This is a genomic window from Citrobacter sp. Cu231 (assembly GCF_030332265.1).
GTDB lineage: Bacteria > Pseudomonadota > Gammaproteobacteria > Enterobacterales > Enterobacteriaceae > Citrobacter > Citrobacter meridianamericanus.
Map to the genome: position 1 here is coordinate 186,074 of NZ_JAOWIE010000048.1, position 15,757 is coordinate 201,830.

Here is a 15,757-nt window from a genome sequence, read left to right on the forward strand (position 1 = left end):
CCTTCGCATCCTGCCCGAAATGGTTTAACGCGCTAAGGCAGCCGTCAGCGCAGGCAGGATCTTCAGCGCATCGCCAACAATGCCGTAATCCGCATACTGGAATATCGGCGCATTTTTATCTTTGTTAATGGCGAAAATCGTCTGTGCGCCGTTGGCGCCGACCATATGTTGGATCTGCCCGGAAATCCCCACCGCCAGATACAGTTCAGGCTTGAGCATCAGGTTGGAGATACCGACGTAGCGTTCGTGCTCCATCCACTTCTCGTTTTCCGCCACCGGACGGGAACAGGCCAGCTCAGCGCCAATCGTCTGGCACAGCGCTTCGGCCAGCGAGATATTTTCTTTGCTGCCGATACCACGTCCCACGCTGACCACCAGGCGAGCCTTGTCGAGGTCGACGCTGTTGCTCTGACGTGCCTGAGTTGCCGTACGGGTCACGGCAACGGCCGGAGCCTGCCACTGTACGGTATGCATCTCGCCGCTGCGGGTAGCATCGGGTTGCTGCGCGTCAAACGTCCCGCTGCTGAGTGTAATCACGGCAAACGGCGAAGCGATTGTTTCCGCCCCTATCGCCAGGCCGCCGTAGACCATATGTTTGACCGCCGCTTTACCATCCTGTACGACGACTGCGCTGGCATCGTTTGAAACTGCAGCTGACAAGCGAAAGCCCAGTTTTGCCGCTAGCAACTTGCCCCGACGCGTATTGGGCAGCAGTACTGCGCCGTCCTCGCTGTGCTGACGAATGGTCTGGGCCATCACATCGGCGTAGTCTTCGACCATACGCTCTTCTGGTTTACCGCTGAGCAACCAGACATGATCTGCCCCCAAATGACATGCCGTCGCGCTGTCTGCATCGCTCAGTACAAACGTGTTAACTTTTTCACCTAAAGCCTGCGCACCTTTCATCAGTTCCGGCAGACGAGAAGGGGTATCGCTGAATACCCAGATACTGGAAAATTTGTTCATAACATCCCCTGATAATTAAATGATTTTGCGAAGATTCTCGACAAACGCGGCAATCTGTTCTTCACCGTCACCTTCAATCACAACGCGCTGACGCTCGCGCTGCTTCGGCGCAGCAACCTGCTGTGCGGAATACGCCTGCACGCTGTTCAGTCCAATGTCTGCAGGCGACCAAACCTGAACCGGTTTTTTCGCCGCGCCAAGAATGGCTTTCATGGAAGGGATTTGTGGGGTGTTGATATCCGTTGAGACCGCGATGACCGCCGGAAGCGGGATGCTCAGTGTTTCGACTTCATCTTCCAGTTCACGCTCTACCGTCAGCGTGCTGTCGGTAAGAGAGAGGATTTTACTCACGCCGTTAATCGTGGGAACGTTCAGTGCTTCGCCCACCAGCAGGCCAACCTGCTGAGCATAGAGATCGGAAGAACCGTCACCACAGATAATTAGATCGAAACCGGCTTTTTGCGCGGCGGCAGCCAACACGGTAGCCGTTTGTTGTGGCAGCGCCTGTTCAAATTGATCGTCAATCACAACAATCAGTTCATCAGGACCACGGGAGAGCACATCTTTGCGCCCTTTTGCATTGGTCAGCGCTTTGCCGCCGACGCTCATGGCCACAACCTGGGCCTCGCCTGCCTGTTGTTTTAACTGGGTAGCTGCTTCGATCGCATTCAGGTCGTACTGGCTGATTTTGCCATCCGCTTTGCTGAAATCGAGTGAACCATCAGCATTATTAATCGCAATATCCTGTTCATCAGGTACGCATTTGTAGCAAGTAATTATCTTCATTGCATCTCCAGAAATCATGAAGGAAACGTATTTATATCGGCGGTGTTAAATACAGATATCACGCTCTTTAATTCGGAAATAAAACCTTAATCACCAATATTGAAAATGTCACACATTGAAATTCGTAACTTTCAATAGTGTTACGCACCTCACCAATATTGAAAGAATTACGACAAATATAAAAATTTTCAATATTGTCTGCGGGTTCAACAATATTGAACGCCAGCCACTTAAAAAAGTTAAAAAACCACAGATAACACACTGATTAACAACAAAAAACAGCATGAATTTAAGCAAATTAACCAGCGTAAAAAAGTGTGACACAGATAACAGAATCACCCGAAATGAATACTCATTATGAGTTACTCACTGAGGCGCCCCCAGAGGTTAAAAAGTTATCAACAAATCATTAATAATAAATAAACAAACGATCACACACGGGCACGCTAAATAAATTTCGTTTTCACACTGGAATTCACTTATGAAAAATGAAAAGAGAAAGTCGGGAATTGAACCGAAGGTTTTTTTTCCGCCATTAATAATAGTTGGAATACTTTGTTGGCTAACAGTAAGAGATCTCGATGCCGCTAACGTCGTTATTAATGCGGTATTCAGTTATGTCACCAGTGTCTGGGGCTGGGCATTTGAATGGTATATGGTCGTCATGCTCTTCGGCTGGTTCTGGTTGGTTTTTGGCCCGTATGCCAAAAAGAAATTAGGCGACGAAAAACCGGAGTTTAGTACCGCCAGCTGGATCTTTATGATGTTCGCCTCCTGTACTTCAGCAGCGGTACTGTTCTGGGGCTCCATCGAGATCTACTACTATATCTCCACCCCACCGTTCGCCCTGGAACCCAATTCCACGGGTGCGAAAGAGATAGGTCTGGCTTACAGCCTGTTCCACTGGGGACCGCTGCCATGGGCAACCTACAGCTTCCTTTCCGTGGCCTTCGCCTATTTCTTCTTTGTGCGCAAGATGGACGTCATCCGTCCTAGCTCCACGCTGGTACCATTAGTGGGCGAAAAGCATGCGAAAGGGCTGTTCGGCACCATCGTTGATAACTTCTACCTGGTAGCGCTGATTTTTGCGATGGGTACCAGCCTCGGTCTGGCGACACCGCTGGTAACCGAGTGTATGCAATGGCTGTTCGGTATTCCGCATACACTGCAATTAGATGCCATCATCATTACCTGCTGGATCATTCTGAACGCCATTTGCGTAGCCTGCGGCCTGCAAAAAGGAGTCAGAATCGCCAGCGACGTACGTAGCTACCTGAGCTTCCTGATGCTGGGCTGGGTGTTTATCGTCAGCGGCGCCAGCTTCATCATGAACTACTTTACCGACTCGGTCGGCATGCTGCTGATGTATCTGCCGCGCATGCTGTTCTATACCGATGCCATCGGCAAAGGCGGCTTCCCGCAGGGTTGGACCGTCTTCTACTGGGCATGGTGGGTCATTTACGCCATCCAGATGAGCATCTTCCTGGCACGTATTTCTCGTGGTCGTACCGTACGTGAACTGTGCTTTGGGATGGTGCTGGGCCTGACCGCTTCTACCTGGATCCTGTGGACAGTCCTTGGCAGCAATACCCTGCTGCTGATGGATAAAAACATTCTCAACATCCCACAGCTGATTGAACAACACGGCGTGGCGCGCGCCATTATCGAAACCTGGGCCGCCTTGCCATTCAGCACCGCCACCATGTGGGGCTTCTTCATCCTTTGTTTTATTGCCACTGTCACGTTGATTAACGCCTGCTCTTATACCCTGGCGATGTCCACCTGTCGCGAAGTCCGCGATGGTGAAGAACCACCGCTGTTAGTGCGTATCGGCTGGTCCGTGCTGGTCGGCATCATCGGTATCGTTCTACTGGCGCTGGGCGGGCTGAAGCCAATACAGACCGCGATTATCGCCGGAGGATGCCCGCTGTTCTTCGTCAATATCATGGTGACGCTGTCCTTTATTAAAGACGCCAAAGTGCACTGGAAAGACAAGTAATTCTTATTAACCCAATTGATCAAGAGGCTGAAAGATGGATTTCAACTTAAATGACGAGCAGGAGCTGTTTGTCGCCGGTATTCGTGAACTGATGGCCAGTGAGAACTGGGAAGCTTATTTTGCCGAGTGCGATCGCGACAGCGTCTACCCTGAGCGTTTTGTTAAAGCGCTGGCGGATATGGGCATCGATAGCCTGTTGATTCCGGAAGAACACGGTGGACTGGAAGCGGGTTTTGTCACCGTGGCCGCCGTCTGGATGGAACTCGGCCGCCTGGGCGCGCCAACCTATGTGCTGTACCAGTTACCGGGGGGTTTTAACACCTTCCTGCGTGAAGGGACCCAGGAACAAATCGATAAAATTATGGCGTTCCAGGGAACCGGTAAGCAGATGTGGAACTCTGCGATCACCGAACCGGGAGCGGGATCGGATGTTGGCAGCCTGAAAACCACTTATACACGTAAAAATGGTAAGGTTTATCTTAATGGCAGTAAGTGCTTTATCACCAGTAGTGCCTATACCCCTTACATCGTGGTAATGGCGAGAGATGGCGCATCGCCGGATAAACCTGTTTACACCGAGTGGTTCGTTGACATGAGCAAAGCGGGCATCAAGGTCAACAAACTGGAGAAACTCGGTCTGCGCATGGATAGCTGCTGTGAAATCACCTTTGACGACGTTGAGCTGGACGAGAAAGACATGTTCGGTCGGGAAGGTAACGGTTTCAATCGCGTGAAAGAAGAGTTTGACCATGAACGCTTCCTCGTCGCACTGACCAACTACGGTACGGCAATGTGCGCGTTTGAAGATGCGGCGCGCTACGCCAATCAGCGCGTGCAGTTTGGCGAAGCTATCGGCCGTTTCCAGCTGATTCAGGAGAAGTTTGCGCATATGGCGATCAAACTGAACTCCATGAAAAACATGCTGCTGGAAGCTGCCTGGAAAGCGGATAACGGCACCATTACCTCGGGTGACGCGGCAATGTGCAAATACTTCTGCGCCAACGCGGCATTTGAAGTGGTAGACACCGCCATGCAGGTGCTGGGCGGAGTGGGTATCGCGGGCAATCATCGCATCACGCGCTTCTGGCGTGACCTGCGCGTTGACCGTGTTTCTGGTGGTTCTGACGAAATGCAGATCCTGACGTTGGGTCGTGCGGTATTGAAGCAATACCGTTGATTCGTTCGTTTCGTAGGTCGGATAAGGCGTTAACGCCGCCATCCGGCAATATGCCCGGTGGAGCTGTGCTTACCGGGCATACAAAAAAATGCCAGGAGCAAAATTATGGATCACTTACCAATGCCAACCTTTGGCCCACTTGCCGGGGTACGAGTTGTATTTTCAGGGATCGAGATTGCCGGTCCGTTCGCCGGACAGATGTTCGCCGAATGGGGTGCTGAGGTTATCTGGATTGAAAACGTTGCGTGGGCCGATACCATCCGCGTACAGCCTAACTATCCGCAGCTCTCACGTCGTAACCTACACGCCCTGTCGCTGAATATTTTCAAAGATGAAGGTCGGGAAGCATTTCTGAAGCTAATGGAAACCACCGATATCTTCATTGAAGCCAGTAAAGGCCCGGCCTTTGCTCGTCGCGGAATTACTGATGAAGTGCTGTGGGAACATAACCCGAAACTGGTAATCGCCCACCTTTCCGGCTTCGGCCAGTTTGGGACCGATGAGTACACTAATCTTCCGGCATATAACACTATCGCGCAGGCGTTCAGCGGCTATCTGATCCAAAACGGCGACGTTGATCAGCCGATGCCTGCTTTCCCGTACACCGCCGATTACTTCTCAGGAATGACCGCAACGACAGCGGCGCTGGCTGCCCTGCACAAAGTACGCGAAACGGGCAAAGGTGAAAGCATTGATATCGCCATGTACGAAGTCATGCTGCGTATGGGTCAGTACTTCATGATGGATTACTTTAACGGCGGCGAAATTTGCCCACGCATGACCAAAGGCAAAGACCCGTATTACGCTGGCTGCGGCCTGTATAAATGCGCCGATGGTTATATCGTCATGGAGCTGGTAGGCATCACACAAATCAATGAATGCTTCAAAGATATCGGCCTCGCCCATATTCTTGGTACGCCAGAAGTCCCGGAAGGTACCCAGCTTATCCATCGCGTGGAATGCCCTTATGGCCCGCTCGTGGAAGAGAAACTGGATGCGTGGTTGGCAGCGCACACCATCGCCGAAGTGCAGGCGCGCTTTGCAGAGCTGAATATCGCCTGCGCGAAGGTACTGACCATTCCGGAACTGGAAGGCAACCCGCAGTACGTTGCTCGTGAATCTATTACTCAGTGGCAAACGATGGATGGTCGCACCTGCAAAGGACCGAATATCATGCCGAAATTTAAAAACAACCCGGGGAAAATCTGGCGTGGCATGCCGTCACATGGCATGGATACCGCCGCCATTCTGAAAAACATTGGTTATAGCGAAGCAGACATAAATGAGCTGGTCGGCAAAGGCCTGGCCAGAGTTGAGGAATAAACGTGACGCGCTGACCCGCGAGTGGGTTAGCGCTCACGCCTGATTTCAGTGGATAAAGCAATATGGATATCGTTGGCGGACAAAACTTACGTCAGATGTGGGACGACCTGGCCGGGGTGTACGAAGATAAAACGGCGTTAATTTTCGAATCCTGCGAAGGAAACGTTCGGCAGTTTAGCTATGCCTCGCTCAATGAAGAGATTAACCGCACGGCGAACCTTTTCCATTCCTTAGGGATCCGCAAAGGCGACAAGGTCGCGTTGCATCTTGATAACTGTCCGGAATTCATCTTTTGCTGGTTTGGGCTGGCAAAAATTGGCGCCATTATGGTGCCGATTAATGCCCGATTACTGGGCGAAGAAAGCGCCTGGATCCTGCAAAACAGCCATGTGAGCCTGTTAGTCACCAGTGCCCAGTTTTATCCTATGTACCGCCAGATACGGCTGGAAAATACGACTCCGCTTAATCATATCTGTCTGATTGGCGAGCAACTTCCGGTTGACGACGGCGTGAGCCACTTTACCCAACTGCAAACCCGCCAGTCGACTACGCTGTGTTATACGCCCGCGTTATCCACTGATGATACGGCAGAAATTCTGTTTACCTCTGGCACCACCTCACGACCTAAAGGGGTAGTGATTACCCACTACAACCTGCGATTTGCCGGCTATTACACCTCCTGGCAAATCGCCCTGCGTGATGACGACGTCTACATGACGGTGATGCCCGCTTTTCATATCGACTGTCAGTGTACGGCAGCCATGGCGGCATTCTCTGCAGGCAGCACCTTTGTGCTGTTGGAGAAGTACAGCGCCAGGGCGTTCTGGGATCAGGTACGTAGATACCAGGCGACGGTCACCGAATGCATTCCGATGATGATCAGAACCCTGATGGTACAACCCGCGGCCCCAACGGACAGACAGCATCGCCTGCGCGAAGTGATGTTCTATCTCAATTTATCCGAGCAGGAAAAAGACGCCTTTACCGAACGCTTTGGCGTCAGGCTGCTGACGTCCTACGGTATGACCGAAACCATCGTTGGCATTATTGGCGATCGCCCAGGAGACAAACGGCGCTGGCCCTCTATAGGTCGCGTGGGTTTTAGCTATGAAGCCGAAATCCGTGACGATCAAAACCGTCCCCTGCCCGCCGGAGAAATTGGCGAAATCTGCATTAAAGGCGTGCCGGGCAAAACTATCTTCAAAGAGTACTATGCGCAGCCGGAGGCTACCGCCAAAGCGCTGGAACCTGAGGGTTGGTTACATACAGGAGATTCGGGTTACCAGGATGCGGACGGATTTTTTTATTTCGTCGACAGGCGCTGCAACATGATTAAACGCGGCGGGGAAAATGTCTCCTGCGTCGAGCTGGAAAATATTATTTCTGCGCACCCGAAAATTCAGGACATTGTGGTTGTCGGTATAAAAGATTCGATCCGTGATGAAGCCATTAAAGCATTTATCGTGCTCAATGAAGGTGAAACATTAAGCGAAGCTGAGTTCTTTAGCTTCTGCGAAAACAATATGGCGAAATTCAAGGTTCCCTCGTTTATGGAGATCAGAACCGACCTGCCACGCAATTGTTCAGGAAAAATAATCAAAAAAAATCTGAAATAACCCTTCCGGCTGGAATTCCTCCTGCCGGGAAATTTATTTATCTGGAGATGAACTATGAGTGAATCATTACATCTGACCCGTAATGGCCCGATCCTGGAAATTACTCTCGATCGTCCTAAAGCCAACGCTATTGACGCAAAAACCAGTTTTGCCATGGGGGAAGCTTTTCTTCATTTTCGTGACGACCCGGAATTACGCGTCGCGATTATCACCGGCGGCGGTGAGAAATTCTTTTCTGCGGGCTGGGACTTAAAAGCAGCGGCCGAAGGTGAAGCGCCTGATGCCGACTTTGGCCCCGGCGGTTTTGCTGGTTTAACCGAAATTTTCGACCTCGATAAGCCGGTTATCGCCGCAGTTAACGGCTATGCGTTTGGTGGCGGTTTTGAGCTGGCGCTGGCAGCGGATTTTATCGTCTGTGCGGAAAATGCCAGCTTTGCGCTACCAGAAGCCAAACTGGGGATCGTACCTGACAGCGGCGGCGTACTGCGTCTGCCTAAACTGCTGCCACCGGCTATCGTCAACGAAATGGTGATGACAGGCAGACGAATGAGCGCAGAAGAAGCGCTGCGTTGGGGTATCGTCAACCGCGTTGTCAGCCAGAGCGAGCTGATGGATAGCGCGCGCGAACTGGCGCAGCAGTTGGTGAATAGCGCCCCGCTGGCTATCGCCGCACTGAAAGAAATTTATCGTGCGACCAGTGAAATGCCGGTAGAAGAGGGCTACCGTTACATCCGCAGCGGAGTACTGAAGCACTATCCGTCGGTGCTGCACTCAGAAGATGCGCTCGAAGGACCTCAGGCATTTGCAGAAAAACGCGATCCGGTGTGGAAAGGACGCTGATAACCGATGAGCTATTACGCCTTTGAAGGCCTGATTCCGGTAGTGCATCCAGAGGCGTATGTTCATCCCAGCGCCGTGTTGATTGGTGATGTGATCGTGGGAGCTGGCGTCTACGTCGGCCCACACGCCTCACTGCGCGGTGACTATGGTCGCCTGATTCTGGAGGCGGGTTCTAACTTGCAGGATGGCTGCATCATGCATGGTTATTGCGACACTGACACCATCGTGCATGAAAATGGGCACATCGGCCACGGTGCAATCCTGCACGGTTGCGTGGTGGGCAGGGACGCGCTGATCGGCATGAACAGCGTAATTATGGACGGCGCGGTGATTGGCGAAGAGAGCATTGTCGCCGCCATGAGCTTTGTCAAAGCCGGATTTCAGGGGGAAGCAAGGCAACTGCTGGTCGGTTCACCTGCTCGCGTACTGCGTGAAGTCACTGACCAGGAACTGCACTGGAAGCGACTGAACACTAAAGAGTATCAGGACCTTGCGGTCCGCTGCCGGGCAGGTTTACGTGAAACGCAGCCATTAACGCAGGTCGAAGAAAACCGGCCGCGCCTGAAAGGCACGACGGACGTGAAACCCAAATCAGCCCAGTAATCTATGCCGGATGCGCTAACGCTTATCCGGCCTACGAATCAATCACCGTTAACGCTACCATCAGGTAAGCGAATCATTAGCGACGCATACTTTTTGACAGCATCATCTGCCATTTCTGCTCACGGTTGAGCTCTGTTGGCGGAACGCCAGACAGTCGCGGCGTTTTCGCCACACTCACCTTTTTTTCCTGCAAATTGTGGCTCAATCGGTTGTAGAGGTGGGAATCAATACTGATGACTTTCACCAGACGCTGGCACTGGCAGCCCCGGCCTGCAATCTGATTAGGGATCATCTTAACTTCACAAACAATTTCTCCCACTTCCGACAAAATATAAGAGAGCGTATTAATTGCCTTGCAGTGTTCAATATCAAAATGGCGGGAAATTTCCTTTGCGGTGATCCAACGATCTTCAGCCATCATCCAGTCAGCAATTAACAAATAAAGCGGTCTTTCAACATATTTTTCACACATAAGCACACCATTTCACAAATTAAAAATCTGGCTACGGCCTGTCCAAATTAATAAAAACTAAGCCATATTAAAATTGTGGATATAAAAGATAGTATGCGACTTGAATGTTGATTAGTGTGAGCAATATCGTGCTTATTACATTGAAAATGTGGTTATGAAACTGCATTTGGCCAGGAATGACCTTACGAGAGGTAAAAAAGGGTTTCTTTACAGAAACCCTTTCAAGATAATATTACAGGTCCGGTTAACGCAATTATCACCGGCCCCTTTGCTTATGCCTTTTTGATCTGCGCGTGCATTTCCTGCACCGAGGTCACCTTCTCAGTGGCATCGGCATTCAACGCCATCGCCGTCGCGAAACCGCCGTTCAAAGTGGTGTCATAATGCACTTTGTACTGCAGCGCGCTGCGGCGAATCAGCTTAGAGTCTTCAATCGCCTGACGACCTTCGGTGGTGTTGATGATGTAAGTGTACTCGCCATTCTTGATACGATCCTGAATGTGCGGACGCCCTTCATGCACCTTGTTCACCAGACGTGGGTTGATACCCGCTTCGCCCAGCACAATTGCCGTGCCGTGCGTTGCATCCAGCTCAAAACCAAACTTCAGCAGCTTCGCCGCCAGGTCAACCACGCGCTCTTTATCGCCTTCGCGAACGGAGAGCAGTGCACGACCCTGTTTTTTCATGGTGGAGCTGCTGCCCAGCTGTGCCTTGGCGAACGCTTCTGCGAAGGTACGACCCACGCCCATCACTTCCCCGGTAGAGCGCATTTCAGGCCCTAACAGCGGGTCAACGCCCGGGAACTTGTTGAACGGCAACACCACTTCTTTTACCGAGTAGTATGGCGGGATAACTTCTTTGGTGACGCCCTGCTGTGCCAGCGTTTTTCCGACCATTACGCGCGCCGCGACTTTCGCCAACGGTACACCCGTTGCTTTGGAGACGAATGGAACGGTACGTGCCGCACGCGGGTTGACTTCAATCAGGTAAACTTCGTTATTCTTCACCGCAAACTGGACGTTCATCAGACCGCGAACCTGCAGTTCGAACGCCAGTTTCTGCACCTGCTGGCGCATTACATCCTGAATTTCCTGGCTCAGCGTGTACGCAGGCAGAGAACATGCGGAGTCACCAGAGTGTACGCCCGCCTGTTCGATGTGCTCCATGATGCCGCCAATCAGCACCATTTCGCCGTCGCAGATAGCATCCACGTCCACTTCAACCGCATCATCAAGGAAACGGTCCAGCAGCACCGGTGCATCGTTAGACACGCTGACCGCAGTCTGGAAGTAGCGACGCAGGTCGGCTTCGTCATAGACGATTTCCATCGCGCGACCACCGAGAACGTAGGACGGGCGCACCACCAGCGGGTAACCAATCTCTTTCGCCTTCTCAACAGCCTGTTCAATGGCCGTCACGGTGGCGTTCGCCGGTTGTTTCAGCTTCAGACGGTCAACCGCGTGCTGGAAGCGCTCACGGTCTTCCGCACGGTCAATGGCATCCGGGCTGGTACCGATTACCGGCACACCTGCTGCTTCCAGCGCGCGCGCCAGCTTCAGCGGAGTCTGGCCACCGTACTGCACAATAACGCCTTTCGGCTTCTCGATGCGCACGATTTCCAGTACGTCTTCCAACGTTACCGGCTCGAAGTACAGACGGTCGGAGGTGTCGTAGTCGGTAGAAACGGTTTCCGGGTTACAGTTGACCATGATGGTCTCAAAACCATCTTCGCGCAGTGCCAGCGAGGCGTGTACGCAGCAGTAGTCAAACTCGATGCCCTGACCGATACGGTTTGGACCGCCGCCCAGCACCATGATTTTATCGCGGTCGACGGACGGATTTGCTTCACACTCATCTTCATAAGTGGAGTACATGTAGGCGGTGTCGGTGGCAAATTCTGCTGCGCAGGTATCCACGCGCTTGTAGACCGGATGCAGATTGTACTGGTCACGCAGTTTGCGAATTTCCGCTTCGCGAACGCCGGCCAGTTTCGCCAGACGCGCATCGGCGAAACCTTTACGTTTCAGCATGCGCAGGAAGTCAGCGTCGAGGCCGTTGATGCCAAGGTCGGCTACTTTTTCTTCCAGGCGTACCAATTCTTCAATTTGCACCAGGAACCAGCGGTCGATGTTGGTCAGGTTGAACACGCCGTCGACGGACAGGCCCGCGCGGAAGGCATCGGCGATATACCAGATACGCTCTGCACCCGCGTCTTTCAGCTCGCGGCGAATTTTGGTCAGCGCTTCAGGATCGTCCAGGCTTACTTTCGGGTCGAAGCCGGTCGCGCCCACTTCCAGACCACGCAGCGCTTTCTGCAGCGATTCCTGCTGGGTACGGCCAATCGCCATCACTTCACCGACAGATTTCATCTGCGTGGTCAGACGGTCGTTAGCGCCAACGAATTTCTCGAAGTTGAAACGGGGAATTTTCGTCACAACGTAGTCGATGGACGGCTCAAACGAAGCCGGAGTGCGGCCGCCAGTGATGTCGTTCATCAGCTCGTCGAGTGTGTAACCTACCGCCAGCTTGGCAGCGACTTTAGCAATCGGGAAGCCGGTTGCTTTGGACGCCAGCGCTGAGGAGCGGGACACGCGCGGGTTCATCTCAATAACAATCAGACGACCGTTTTTCGGGTTTACCGCAAACTGGACGTTAGAGCCGCCGGTTTCCACGCCGATTTCACGCAGTACCGCCATCGAGGCGTTACGCATGATTTGATATTCTTTGTCGGTTAACGTCTGGGCTGGCGCCACAGTGATGGAGTCACCGGTATGGATGCCCATCGCGTCGAAGTTTTCGATGGAGCAGACGATGATGCAGTTGTCGTTTTTATCACGAACCACTTCCATCTCGTACTCTTTCCAGCCAATCAGCGATTCATCAATCAGCAATTCGTTGGTTGGGGAAAGGTCCAGACCGCGTTCACAGATTTCTTCGAACTCTTCACGGTTGTAGGCGATACCGCCGCCAGTGCCACCCATGGTGAAGCTAGGACGGATAATGCACGGGAAGCCAACGTCAGCGGCAACTGCCAGCGCTTCTTCCATGGTGTGAGCGATGCCTGAACGCGCGGTGTCGAGACCAATCTTCTTCATCGCGATATCGAAGCGACGACGGTCTTCCGCTTTATCAATGGCATCCGCCGTTGCGCCAATCATGGTCACACCGAACTCAGCCAGTACGCCCTGGCGCTCCAACTCCAGCGCGCAGTTCAGCGCTGTCTGGCCGCCCATGGTTGGCAGCACCGCATCCGGGCGCTCTTTCTCAATAATTTTGCGTACCACTTCCCAATGAATCGGCTCGATATAGGTGGCATCGGCCATTTCCGGGTCGGTCATGATGGTTGCCGGGTTAGAGTTCACCAGAATAACGCGGTAACCCTCTTCACGCAGGGCTTTACACGCCTGTGCGCCGGAATAGTCAAACTCACACGCCTGACCGATAACAATCGGACCCGCGCCCAGAATCAGGATACTTTTTATGTCTGTACGTTTTGGCATGGCTCTTTTACTCCTGATTATTTCGCGGACTGACGGTATTGCTCAATTAACTCGATAAAGTGGTCGAACAGCGGTGCGGCATCGTGCGGACCCGGGCTCGCTTCCGGGTGCCCCTGGAAACTGAACGCCGGTTTGTCGGTGCGATGAATCCCTTGCAGGGTGCCGTCGAACAGCGACTTGTGGGTCACGCGCAGGTTAGCCGGCAGCGTGGTTTCATCAACCGCAAAACCGTGGTTCTGCGCGGTAATCATCACCACATTTTTATCAATGTCTTTTACCGGGTGGTTACCGCCGTGATGGCCGAACTTCATCTTGATGGTCTTCGCACCGCTCGCCAGCGCCAGCAACTGATGGCCGAGGCAGATGCCAAATACCGGAATATCGGTTTCGAGGAACTTTTGAATTGCCGTGATCGCGTAATCACACGGTGCCGGGTCACCAGGGCCGTTAGACAGGAAGATACCGTCCGGATTCATCTTCAGAACGTCTTCAGCGGAGGTTTTCGCTGGAACCACCGTCAGGCGGCAGCCGCGGTCCGCTAACATACGCAGAATGTTACGTTTAGCGCCGAAATCGTACGCCACAACGTGGAACGGCAGTTCATCGGTAGATTTGGCTTCCGGCAGGTCACCGGCCAGCGTCCAACTACCTTGCGTCCAGCTATACGGCTCCGCGGTGGTGACTTCTTTCGCAAGGTCCATACCATTGAGGCCCGGGAATGCTTTCGCTTTTTCCAGCGCCAGCGCGGCATCCGGGTTATCGCCCGCAATGATGCAACCGTTTTGTGCGCCTTTTTCACGCAGCAAACGCGTCAACTTACGGGTATCAATATCAGCAATCGCCACAATGTTATGGCGCTTGAGGTAGGAAGAGAGGTCTTCGGTATCGCGGAAGTTGCTGGCAATCAGCGGCAGGTCGCGGATGACCAGGCCTTGCGCATGTACCTGAGAAGATTCAGCATCGGCTTCATTGGTGCCGACATTACCGATATGAGGATAAGTAAGAGTGACGATTTGGCGGGAATAGGAAGGATCAGTGAGGATTTCTTGATAACCGGTCATTGAAGTATTGAAAACGACTTCCCCAACCGCCGAACCTGTTGCCCCTATGGCCCGACCGTGAAACTGGGTTCCGTCTTCCAGAACCAATAGCGCTGACTTAATCAAAACACCCTCCAGAGAATATTCACTCACTTTATTTGCATATTAATTCATTTACACATCATGAATCAATGCAAATTTGCTTACCTATGGATTTCTGGCAAACGGCGGCATTCTAGAGACAGCCCACGTAAAAGTCTACCCAAAAGGACATTTTTTATTATTATTTTACGCCACTGGGATAAATCACACGATTTAACAGGCAAAAAGATCAGCTAACTTGGGATGGAAAACGCTTGCGGCAGATAAAGAGTGTAAAAACAGGAAGTGCGATAGTAAAAAGTGGACCATTTGGTCAAAATTCACATTCAGATAACAAAACACCACCACAAAAAACTGGTAAAATCGCATTTAAATGAAAAACAATACTCAAACACTAAAAATTAAAGGGCAATAAAATATTGCCCCATGTAATCAATTAATTATGATTACAATAACCACATCACGAAGGGTAGTAAAAGCTATAAATTACGTAAATTAAGCACATCTTTCATATCAAAAAGACCATTTGACTTTGATTTCAGCCAAATTGCCGATCTCACCGCACCGTTAGCAAAGGTCATGCGACTGGACGCCTTGTGCGTAATCTCAATACGCTCGCCAATATCGGCGAACATCGCGGTGTGTTCCCCGACGATATCCCCCGCTCGTACCGTGGCAAAACCGATCGTGCCCGGTACGCGCTCGCCAGTGTAACCCTCACGGGAATAGACTGCGCAGTCTTTCAGATCTTTATCCAGCGCCCCAGCAATCGCCTCGCCCATGGCCAGCGCAGTGCCTGACGGCGCATCCACCTTGTGGCGGTGGTGCGCTTCGATAATCTCAATATCGGTGTAATCACCCATCACTTTCGCCGCCTTCTCCAGTAGCTTCAGCATGACATTCACACCCACGCTAAAGTTCGCGGCGAAAACAATAGCAATCTCCTGCGCGGCATCGCGAATAGCCTGTTTACCTGTGTCATCAAAGCCGGTGGTGCCAATCACCATCCCTTTACCGTGCTGGCGGCAAAACGCCAGATGCGCCAGCGTGCCTTCCGGGCGGGTAAAATCGATGAAAACATCGAAATCATCTTTCACCGCTTCAAGGCTACTTTGTACGGTTACGCCCGTTTTCCCGGCTCCCGCCAACTCTCCTGCATCGCTTCCTAATAAGGAAGAACCGTCACGCTCCAGCGCCGCGCCGAGCTGTACGCCATCCATGCCGAGAGTGGCCTGAATCAACTGACGCCCCATGCGTCCTCCGGCTCCCGCGATGGCAACGCGGATTTGTGCATCATGCATAGCTATTCTCTTTTGTTAATTTTACGTAAATC

Annotated in this window: 12 protein-coding genes; 6 read left to right on the top strand and 6 right to left on the bottom strand. The window is 52.2% G+C overall.

Annotated features, from left to right (window positions below; all coding sequences use genetic code 11):
- Window positions 1–24: 24 nt before the first annotated feature.
- Window positions 25–966, bottom strand: coding sequence for an electron transfer flavoprotein subunit alpha/FixB family protein (locus OGY15_RS21855; protein WP_151216714.1), 942 nt, complete (start codon window positions 964–966; stop codon window positions 25–27).
- A 15-nt stretch (window positions 967–981) separates the two neighbouring features.
- A complete protein-coding gene (locus OGY15_RS21860; RefSeq protein WP_286541073.1) occupies window positions 982–1,752 on the bottom strand; it encodes an electron transfer flavoprotein FixA in 771 nt (256 codons plus the stop codon).
- A 481-nt stretch (window positions 1,753–2,233) separates the two neighbouring features.
- Between OGY15_RS21860 and caiT the strand changes: the two genes are divergently transcribed.
- The 6 genes from caiT (at window position 2,234) to caiE (ending at window position 9,310) form a co-directional block, all read left to right on the top strand.
- Window positions 2,234–3,751 (top strand): L-carnitine/gamma-butyrobetaine antiporter, encoded by a 1,518-nt coding sequence (gene caiT / locus OGY15_RS21865; RefSeq protein WP_151216712.1) that lies wholly within the window; start codon window positions 2,234–2,236, stop codon window positions 3,749–3,751.
- Between the two features lie 34 nt (window positions 3,752–3,785).
- Window positions 3,786–4,928, top strand: coding sequence for a crotonobetainyl-CoA dehydrogenase (gene caiA, locus OGY15_RS21870; RefSeq protein ID WP_005124373.1), 1,143 nt, complete (start codon window positions 3,786–3,788; stop codon window positions 4,926–4,928).
- 105 nt (window positions 4,929–5,033) lie between these two features.
- On the top strand, window positions 5,034–6,251 hold the full coding sequence (gene caiB / locus OGY15_RS21875; RefSeq protein ID WP_286541076.1) for an L-carnitine CoA-transferase: 1,218 nt from the start codon (window positions 5,034–5,036) through the stop codon (window positions 6,249–6,251).
- A 62-nt stretch (window positions 6,252–6,313) separates the two neighbouring features.
- The gene (gene caiC / locus OGY15_RS21880; RefSeq protein WP_286541078.1) at window positions 6,314–7,867 is read left to right on the top strand and encodes a crotonobetaine/carnitine-CoA ligase; all 1,554 of its coding nucleotides are present in this window, start codon (window positions 6,314–6,316) and stop codon (window positions 7,865–7,867) included.
- 54 nt (window positions 7,868–7,921) lie between these two features.
- On the top strand, window positions 7,922–8,707 hold the full coding sequence (gene caiD / locus OGY15_RS21885) for a crotonobetainyl-CoA hydratase (protein WP_116360653.1): 786 nt from the start codon (window positions 7,922–7,924) through the stop codon (window positions 8,705–8,707).
- Between the two features lie 6 nt (window positions 8,708–8,713).
- Window positions 8,714–9,310, top strand: coding sequence for a carnitine operon protein CaiE (gene caiE, locus OGY15_RS21890; protein WP_151216709.1), 597 nt, complete (start codon window positions 8,714–8,716; stop codon window positions 9,308–9,310).
- 76 nt (window positions 9,311–9,386) lie between these two features.
- Here the strand turns inward: caiE and caiF are convergent, their stop codons facing one another.
- The 4 genes from caiF to dapB form a co-directional block, all read right to left on the bottom strand.
- On the bottom strand, window positions 9,387–9,782 hold the full coding sequence (gene caiF / locus OGY15_RS21895) for a carnitine metabolism transcriptional regulator CaiF (RefSeq protein WP_151216708.1): 396 nt from the start codon (window positions 9,780–9,782) through the stop codon (window positions 9,387–9,389).
- 272 nt (window positions 9,783–10,054) lie between these two features.
- On the bottom strand, window positions 10,055–13,282 hold the full coding sequence (gene carB / locus OGY15_RS21900; protein WP_151216707.1) for a carbamoyl-phosphate synthase large subunit: 3,228 nt from the start codon (window positions 13,280–13,282) through the stop codon (window positions 10,055–10,057).
- Between the two features lie 17 nt (window positions 13,283–13,299).
- Entirely contained in the window at window positions 13,300–14,448 is a 1,149-nt protein-coding gene (carA, locus tag OGY15_RS21905; protein WP_187253708.1) for a glutamine-hydrolyzing carbamoyl-phosphate synthase small subunit, read from the bottom strand.
- Between the two features lie 455 nt (window positions 14,449–14,903).
- On the bottom strand, window positions 14,904–15,725 hold the full coding sequence (gene dapB / locus OGY15_RS21910) for a 4-hydroxy-tetrahydrodipicolinate reductase (RefSeq protein ID WP_151224536.1): 822 nt from the start codon (window positions 15,723–15,725) through the stop codon (window positions 14,904–14,906).
- Between the last annotated feature and the right edge of the window lie 32 nt (window positions 15,726–15,757).